7 protein-coding genes are annotated in these 8,239 nt (G+C 68.1%); all 7 read right to left on the bottom strand.

Features of this window, described 5'->3' with window-relative positions; translation table 11 throughout:
* Nucleotides 1-1,458, bottom strand: a 1,458-nt coding sequence (locus AC1ROC_RS16455; RefSeq protein WP_493001471.1) for a DUF11 domain-containing protein, incomplete at its 3' end; no start/stop codon positions are given.
* A gap of 273 nt (nt 1,459-1,731) precedes the next feature.
* The gene (locus AC1ROC_RS16450) at nt 1,732-2,409 is read right to left on the bottom strand and encodes a phosphatase PAP2 family protein (protein ID WP_493001469.1); all 678 of its coding nucleotides are present in this window, start codon (nt 2,407-2,409) and stop codon (nt 1,732-1,734) included.
* Nucleotides 2,410-2,527: 118 nt separating this feature from the next.
* Nucleotides 2,528-3,757: a multidrug effflux MFS transporter gene (locus AC1ROC_RS16445; RefSeq protein ID WP_493001467.1), complete on the bottom strand. Its 1,230-nt coding sequence runs from the start codon at nt 3,755-3,757 to the stop codon at nt 2,528-2,530.
* A gap of 270 nt (nt 3,758-4,027) precedes the next feature.
* The gene (locus AC1ROC_RS16440) at nt 4,028-5,200 is read right to left on the bottom strand and encodes an ROK family protein (protein ID WP_493001465.1); all 1,173 of its coding nucleotides are present in this window, start codon (nt 5,198-5,200) and stop codon (nt 4,028-4,030) included.
* A gap of 40 nt (nt 5,201-5,240) precedes the next feature.
* Complete coding sequence (locus AC1ROC_RS16435) at nt 5,241-6,338, bottom strand: Gfo/Idh/MocA family protein (RefSeq protein ID WP_493001463.1); 1,098 nt, start codon at nt 6,336-6,338, stop codon at nt 5,241-5,243.
* Nucleotides 6,323-7,015, bottom strand: a complete 693-nt coding sequence (locus tag AC1ROC_RS16430; RefSeq protein WP_085371011.1) for a ThuA domain-containing protein — start codon at nt 7,013-7,015, stop codon at nt 6,323-6,325. The genes AC1ROC_RS16435 and AC1ROC_RS16430 overlap by 16 nt, the downstream gene beginning before the upstream one ends.
* On the bottom strand, nt 7,012-8,235 hold the full coding sequence (locus tag AC1ROC_RS16425) for a Gfo/Idh/MocA family protein (RefSeq protein WP_085371010.1): 1,224 nt from the start codon (nt 8,233-8,235) through the stop codon (nt 7,012-7,014). Before AC1ROC_RS16425 ends, AC1ROC_RS16430 begins: the two co-directional genes overlap by 4 nt.
* Nucleotides 8,236-8,239 lie beyond the last annotated feature (4 nt).

Here is an 8,239-nt window from a genome sequence, read left to right as displayed (position 1 = left end):
GTTCGTCACATCCGCCGACGCATCCGTCGACGCCGTCGGGTTCGCCGCAGCCTGCGCCGCAGCCTGAGCCGTCGTCGTCCCCGAAGCCGAAGCCACCGAATCCGCATTCCCGAACGCCGCAGCCTCCGCAGCAGGATCCGCATCCGCCGACGCCGCAGCAGAAGCCGACGCATTCTCGTTGCCCTGATCGACGAGCACCTCTGTGGTCGCCGCGGAAATGTTGTTCGTGAGGTCCGGGTCGTCCTCGTTCGCGATAAGCGTCGCGTTGTTTGTGACCGTCGTCGGCGCGCTCGGAGCCTGCGCTGTGAACTCGACACGGTGCACCGCGTTCGGGGCGAGAACCGGCACGTTGCAGGAGATGTCGCTTGCGTCGAGGAGGCAGCCCTCAGGCAGCTGGACGTTTGTGAGTCCAGCGGGCAGGGTGTCTGTGATCACCGAACCAGACGACGTGTCCGTGGCGGAGTTGTTCGTCACCTCGAGCGTGTAGGTGATCGTCGATCCGGGGGTGACCGTAGCAGGTGCCGACTTCACGAGCTGAAGGTCGGTCGAGAGGTCATCGAGCCCAACGAACGTGGCGTCAGACGCCGCGTTCGACCCGGGGTACATGTATCTCCCGACGAGCGTGAACGTGGGATTGCCTGATCCGGGGTTGTCGATCTTCAGCTGTAACGCGGGTCGACCAGATCCGGTGGCGATGTTCGCGTACATGAAGCCGAGGTTGCCGTTCGGGAAGGTCCAAGCGCCTCCCGAGCCGACCATGACTTCCGGAGCCAGATCTGCCGGGCGGGGGAAGATCGTCGTGGTCATGAGCGTCGGATCGATTCGGACGATCGAGGTCGCGCTGAGAGCCCAGTAGTACCCTTGCGAATAGGACAGGTCACCTCCGGTAAAGCTGATGTCCGGAATTTCCTTGTAGCTACCCTCGAGCGGATTACCGTCGCTGTCGACGGTCAGGACACCCGTGTAGTACTTGATCTCATCCACGACCTGGGCGAAGTACTGGAAAACGAAGGTGTTCGCGTACGCACCCTTTCCAAAGGCACCACCGGCGATGTACACGCCGTTCATGTCCGTGCCGTCGGGGAAGACGCCGCTAGGAATCCCGTACTGGGTGACCGCGCCGTCCGAAGCGATACTGGTCCACCAGCCGTTCCTCGTGAAAGGCCGCTCCGTGAATCCGAAGATGAACCCGGAATCTGCGTGATATCCCACTGCCTTGTAGCCGTCTTGAGGGTCGCCAACAGGCTCGACGGTCAGACCGGATTCCAGGTTCTGCACCCTGAGCAGCAGCGATTGCGTATTCGCTTGGTCGAGGGCAAGGCTCGTGTAGATCGCGCCGACCTCCGGGTCGAACGGCTGACCGGGTGCTGCGGCGGCCGGGAGCGCGACGATGCCGCCGGCTCCCACACCCCCCGCCACGGCGAGGGCAATAGACGTCCTCAGTTTTCGTGAACGCACGTTGTGTTGTCTCCAATCGCCAGCGGATGCGCGAGCCGACTATGTCGGTCGGGTTCTCGCATTCCGCGGGCAGGTTCGAATTCGAATTGTGATGCCCGGAGGTGACCGCCAGTCGAACCAGCAGTTCTCTCCTCAGGAATACCCAGAACGGTCTGCAGTGCGGCAGATCGCTAGGTGACCTCATACATCCAGAGTGCGAAACATTGTGTTGATAACGCGAGGAATACGAAATATTTCAGCGGTCGGGTCTGAGCGATCCGGCCGGCTCAGTTTCTAGCGCCGCGCGAGGAAGAACGGATGCGGCTCCAGCCGCTCCTTTGCCAGGCGCAGCGCCAGCGGCGCCCACACGATCACCGCGATGGCCGCGCCGAGCAGCAGCCCGCCGATCGTGTCGCTCAGCCAGTGAGCCCCCAGGTAGGTGCGGCTCACTGCCATCAGCACCGCCCAGAGCACGCCGACGATCCACACCCAGACGCGCGGGAAGACGATCGCGAGGACCACCACCATCGTCGCAGCGTTGGCCGTATGCCCGGACGGGAATGATCCAGTGTCGGAGTGCACGAGGATCTCGGTCGGGCGCGCTCTGCCCACCGTGTGCTTGAGCAGTTGGACGCACGCCACCGACAGGACGCTGGCCACAGCGAAGAAGGTCGCGCCCCACGGTCGCCGGAAAGAGAGCAGCAGCAGGAAGATCACGACGGGCACGACGATCGAACCGACGATGCCTCCGCCCGCGTAGTTGAAGAACAGGGCGGGCCCCAGCCAGATCGGCGAGCGGTGTTCGACGATCTCACCCATCCACTCGAGGTCGAGGGAGAACGGCTCCTTGGGGCGGAACGCGATGATCGCGCCGAGCACCACGACGAGCCCGACGGCGACCGACGCCGAGATCACCGGCCAGCGCCTGCTGACCTTCGCAGCCTGCCTGACCTGCTCGTGCGCCGTTCCCATTGCACCAACGTACTCATTCCACGGCGCGCATCAATCGAGTCCGAAGGTATTCACGGGTGCCACCGGCGTGTCGTGTGAATAACTTCGGACTCGATTATCAGGGGATGGGAAGCGCGGGTCAGTGGGCGAGGGCCGGGACGGTGCGGGGACGGACGATGAGCCAGAGAGCGGCGATCGAGACGACGGCGCAGATGGCCATGACGAAGCCCATCGGGGTCGCGCTGCCGACGCCGAGGATGCCGACGACCGGCGAGACGATGCCCGCGATGCCGAAGTTCAGAGCGCCGAGGAGGGATGCGGCCGTGCCCGCCTCGTGCCCGTGACCGTTGAGCGCGAGCACCTGGACGCAGGGGAAGCCGAACCCGCAGGCCGCGATGAAGAACCAGAGCGGGATCGCCGTTCCCCACAGGCCGACGTGCGCCTGGTCGAGGATGACGATGAGCACGCTGGAGACGAACATCACGACCGTCGAAACGGCGAGGATCCACTGCGGCCCGACGTATTTGGTGATGCGCGCGGCCGACTGCACGCCGATGATGATTCCGATGGAGTTCACGGCGAACAGCAGGCCGTACTCCTGGGCATTGAATTTGTAGATCTCCTGGAACACGAATGAACTCGACGAGAGATAAGAGAACAGGCCGGTGAAGTTGGCTGCGCCGACGATGGCGATGCCGACGAAGATCCGGTCGCTCAGCACGGCCTTGTAGCGCTGTCGCATCGTGGAGTGACCCGCGTCGTGACGGCGGGCTTTCGGCAGCGTCTCGACGATCCAGAGCGAGACGCAGATGACGACGAAGAGGCCGTAGCAGGCGAGCACGACGAAGATGCCGCGCCAGGGCATGACGAGCAGCAGCCAGGATCCGAGCACCGGGGCGAGCACGGGGGCCAGGCCGTTGACGAGCGCGAGGCGGCTGAGCATCCTGACCAGCGGGCGCCCGCCGAAGAGGTCGCGCACCATCGCCATCGCGACGACACCGCCGGCGGCGGCGCCGATGCCCTGCATGGCGCGGGCGAGGCCGAGCAGCTCGACGTTCGGAGCGACGGCCGCGCCGAGGCAGGCGAGGATGTGCACGCAGGTCGACAGGATGAGCGGGAGGCGGCGGCCGATCTTGTCGCTCCACGGGCCGACGAGGAGCTGCCCGACGCCGAATCCGATGGTGGTGGCCGTGAGGGTCAGCTGGATGGCGGCCGTCGAGACATTGAAGTCTTCCTGCAGCGTCGGCAGCGCGGGCAGGTACGTGTCGATGGTGAACGGACCGAGCGCCGTGAGCGCACCGAGGATGAGGATGTATGCGAGGCGCTGGCGGCCGGAGAGGGAGTCTCCGGGATGCACGACGGTGGTCACGAAAGTTCCTTGTGGAGAGAAGACGAACACCGCGACCGTGGCCGCGGTTGGTGGGAGGGGTGGGATTCTGCTCGCTCGTTCGAATCGATTCGACCGTCGTTGCCTGGTAATCCTATCGGATACCGGACGCGAATGTTACCGTGCACATCCCCCGGTTTCGGGGGGGGGGGGGGGGGGGGGGGGGAGGAGAACNNCGTACCTACCCCCCCCCCCCCCCCCCCCCCCCCCCCCCCCCCCCCCCCCCCCCCCCCCCCCCCCCCCCCCCCCGCGTCAGTCGGCGGGAGCGGCCAGCAGCGGCGCGAAGGCGAGTTCGGCGGCGCCGATCATCAGGATGTTCGCCCCGAGCTCTGCCCGCGCGATGCGGAGGTGCTCCCCCGATGCGGCGAGCGCCTCCCGCGACACGAGCAGGATCAGCCGCTCCGGCGCGACGGCGAACAGCGCGCCGAGGAAGCCGCCGAGCACCACCAGCTCCGGGTTGAACACGTTGGTCGCGTTGCGCAGGGCGATGGCGAGGAAGCCGAGCTGCCGTTCGATCTCCGCCAGCACGGCCGTGTCTCCGCGCTCGACGGCGGCGGCGAGCGCCCCGTCCAGCTCTTCCCCGTCCGCCGTCTCCAGCCCGAGGGCGGCGAGGAGCGCGCGCTGGTTCACCTCGGTCTCCAGGCAGCCGACGGCGCCGCAGTGGCAGCGGATCCCGTTCGTGTTGACGAGCGTGTGGCCGAGCTCCCCCGCGTATCCCGAGACGCCGGTGAGCGAGACGCCGCCGACGATGACGCCTGCGCCGATTCCGGATGCTCCACCGTTCAGGTAGACCAGGTCGCTCGCTCCACGCCCCGCGCCGAACAGCCGCTCGGCGTTCGCCCCGAGGTTGGCGTCGTTGGCCGCGCTGACGCTGAGGCCGGTCGCCTCCGCGAGCTCGGCGGCGAAGGGTTCGTCGCGCCATTCCAGATGAGGGGCGAGCCGGACGACGCCGTCGCTCTCCCGCACCAGTCCAGGCACGGCGACCCCGATGCCGACCACCCTGGTCGCAGCGGACAGGTCGGGGCGGAGCCCGTCGATGACCGCCGCGGCGACGGTCGCCGCCTCCTCGGCTCCCGGCACGTGGTCGAGCGGGAACCGGACGCGGCGGTGCACGACACCGTCGAGTCCGACGATGCCGACCGTCACGGCGTCGATCTCCGGGTTGACGGCGATGGCGACGACGCGGCTGTCTGCGACGACGACGGGAGACGGCCTGCCGACCCTGTTGCTCGTCTCCGGCTCACGCTCGGTGACGAGCCCGAGCTCGACGAGCTCCGCGACGAGCGCCCCGACGGTCGACCGATTCAGCCCGGTCGCGTGCGTCAGAGAGGAGCGGGCGGCCGGTCCACCCCGGTGGACGAGCCCGAGCACGGTGGCGAGGTTGTTCCGGCGCACGGTGTCGAGGTTCGTCCCGGTGGTGTTCATGGTCCTGTGTACTGTACCGTTTCGCGCCGGGCCGGACGGTTCACCAGCTCTCGGGCCGCACTCCGAACGGGACGGGCTCCGGTCGCTCCACCGTCGACGTGAGCGTGACCACCTCGTGGGCGCGCCCAGCGGCGATGATCGACTCCATGATCTCGAGCACGTGGAACGCCAGCTCTCCGGATGCGCGGTGCGGCCGCCCCGTCTCGACCGCGCGGGCGAGGTCGGCGAGCCCGACGCCGCGCCCGGCATCCGCATAGCCGGCCGACGCAGGCACCTCGCGCCAGGTGCGGTCGTCCGCGGTGGCGATGGATGCGATTTCCGAGAAGGCGTTCGGGTCGGGCACGGCGATGCTGCCGGTGGTGCCGAACACCTCGAACAGCGGAGCGCGGGACTCCCACACCTCGAACGACACCGTCACCGTGGAGATGACGCCGTTCGCGTGCTCCAGGATCGCGGTCACGTGCGTGTCCACATCCACCGGGATGGGGGTTCCGGCGAGCGGTCCCGTGGCGACGGTGCGCTCGCGCTCTGAACGGCCGACGGCGCCGGAGACCCGCACGACGGGTCCGAAGAAGTGGACGAGGCTGGTCAGGTAGTACGGGCCCATGTCGAACAGTGGCCCACCGCCCGGCTGGTAGTAGAACGCCGGAGCGGGGTGCCACAGCTCGTGACCAGGGGCCGTCCACGAGACGGCGGCGCCGACCGGGCGTCCGATCCTGCCGTCGTCGAGCAGAGCGCGCGCGGTTTGGATGCCGGTGCCGAGCACGGTGTCGGGGGCGCTTCCGACGCGCAGGCCCTTCTCGGCGGCGCGCTGCAGGACCGGAAGCGCGTCGGCCGTCGCGAGGGCCAGCGGCTTCTCGCCGTAGACGTGCTTGCCCGCATCCAGTGCCCTGAGCGCGATCTCGGTGTGCGCGGCGGGAATGGTGAGGTTGAGGACCGCGTCGATGCGCGGGTCGTCGATCAGCGCATCCACGGTGAGCGCGTCCACGCCCTGCTCGGCCGCGACCACGGATGCGCGGTCGAGATCGAGGTCGGCGACAGCGGTCAGCGCGAGGTTCGGGAGGTGCAGGAACTGCTCGAAGTACTGGCGGCTGATGTTGCCGACCCCGACGACGCCGACGTTCAACGGGCTGCCCACAGGAGTCCCCTTTCGATGATGGTGCGGACGGGCTGGCTCTCCACGATCTCGAGCCGGTGGCCGGGAGCAGAGACGAAGATGCGGCCCTTGCCCCACTGGCGGGTCCAGATGGCCGGCGCCGTGACGGGGCGGTTCCACGCATCCCACGGCCGCACGGACTGCGTCGTCGTGGCGAGGACATCGTTGTACTCGTCGCTCAGCACCCAGTACTGCTCGCTGACGAGGTCGAAGTCGTCGATGCCCTGCGTGATCGGGTGCGTGCGGCCGTAGTCGGTGATGTGCACCGTGTACGGGATGTAGTTGTCCGACTGCTCCCCGGTGCGCTCGGCGGGATCTTTGCCCGCGTGGTGGGCGAACTGCCCGCCGATCATGTGCAGGTAGTCGGCGTTGTCTCGGTAGGCGTCCGCGATGCCGCCGTGCCAGCCCGCCATGCCCGTCCCGTTGAGGACGGCGCGCTGCAGCCCGGCGAACTCCTCGCGGGTGATGGTGTTCATGGTGTTGATCTGGAGGATCAGGTCCACGGTGTCCAGATACGCCTCGTCGGTGTAGATGGCCGGGCCGTCCTCGATGCGCACCTCGAAGCCGTTCGCTTCGAGGTGCGGGATGAAGAGGTCGGTGGTCTCGACGGGCATGTGCCCGTCCCAGCCGCCGCGGACGACGAGTGCTTTCCTGGTCATGCTTCCTGTCCTGTCGATTCTGCTGTCGTCTGTTCTGTCGCCGTCCACGCGCTGCCTGTCGCGGCACTGCGCTCGACGGCGGCGAGGACTCGCTGCACGTGCAGACCGTCGGCGAACGACGGCTGCGGGTCGCGGCCGTCCGTGATGTCGTCGACGAAGTCTTTGATCTGGTGGCTGAAGGCGTGCTCGTAGCCGATGGCGTGCCCGGTCGGCCACCAGTTGGCCATGTACGGATGCTCGGGCTCCGTCACGATGATCCTGGTGAACCCCTGCTCCCCGGCGGGGAGGGTCGCGTCGTAGAACTGGATTTCGTTCATGGCTTCGAGGTCGAACGCGATGGCGCCGCGCGATCCGCTCAGCTCGATCCGCAGGGCGTTCTTGCGTCCTGTCGCATAGCGGGTCGCCTCGAACGCGCCGATGGCCCCGGAGGCTGCGCCTCCCCCGCCGAGCCGCGCGGTGAACCACGCTGCGTCGTCGACGGTCACCCGACCGCGCTCGGACGAGGCGGTGCCGGAGAGCCCGACCGTCTCGCCGAGCAGCGGGCGCTCCTCGACGAACGTCGCGAGGGTGCCGGAGACGCTGTCGAGGCGGGAGCCGGTGATGTGCTCGACCAGGTCGATCGCGTGCGCGCCGATGTCGCCGAGCGAGCCGGAGCCTGCTGCGTCCTTGTCGAGACGCCAGGTCATCGGGCCGTCTTCGTCCGTCAGCCAGTCCTGCAGGTAGAGCGCCCGCACCTGACGGATCGTGCCGAGCCTGCCCTCTTCCACGAGCCGTTTGGCGAAGCCGATGGCCGGAACGCGCCGGTAGCTGAACCCGACCATCGAGCGCACGCCGCGCGCCGCTGCACGTTCGGCGGCGGCGACCATCGCCTCCGCCTCCTCGACCGTGTTGGCGAGCGGTTTCTCGCAGAGCACGTGCTTGCCGGCATCCAGTGCCGCGATGGCGATCTCGGCGTGGGATGCCCCCGGCGAGCAGATGTCGACGATGTCGATCTCCGGATCGTCGATGACGCGGCGCCAGTCGGTCTCGGCGTGCTGCCAGCCGAAGCGGTCGCGTGCTGCCTCGACGCGGGCACTGTCCCGGCCGACGATGGTCCTCATCACCGGTTCCGCGGCGAGAGGGAAGAACCGAGGGGCGACCCGCCAGCCCTGTGAGTGCGCGGCTCCCATGAACCCGTAGCCGACCATCGCCACGCGCAGCTGCCTGGCAGCATCCGTCATCTCT

Source organism: Leifsonia sp. GW821-FHT13C05, assembly GCF_058806515.1.
This window is presented reverse-complemented; position numbering and strand designations above follow the sequence as displayed.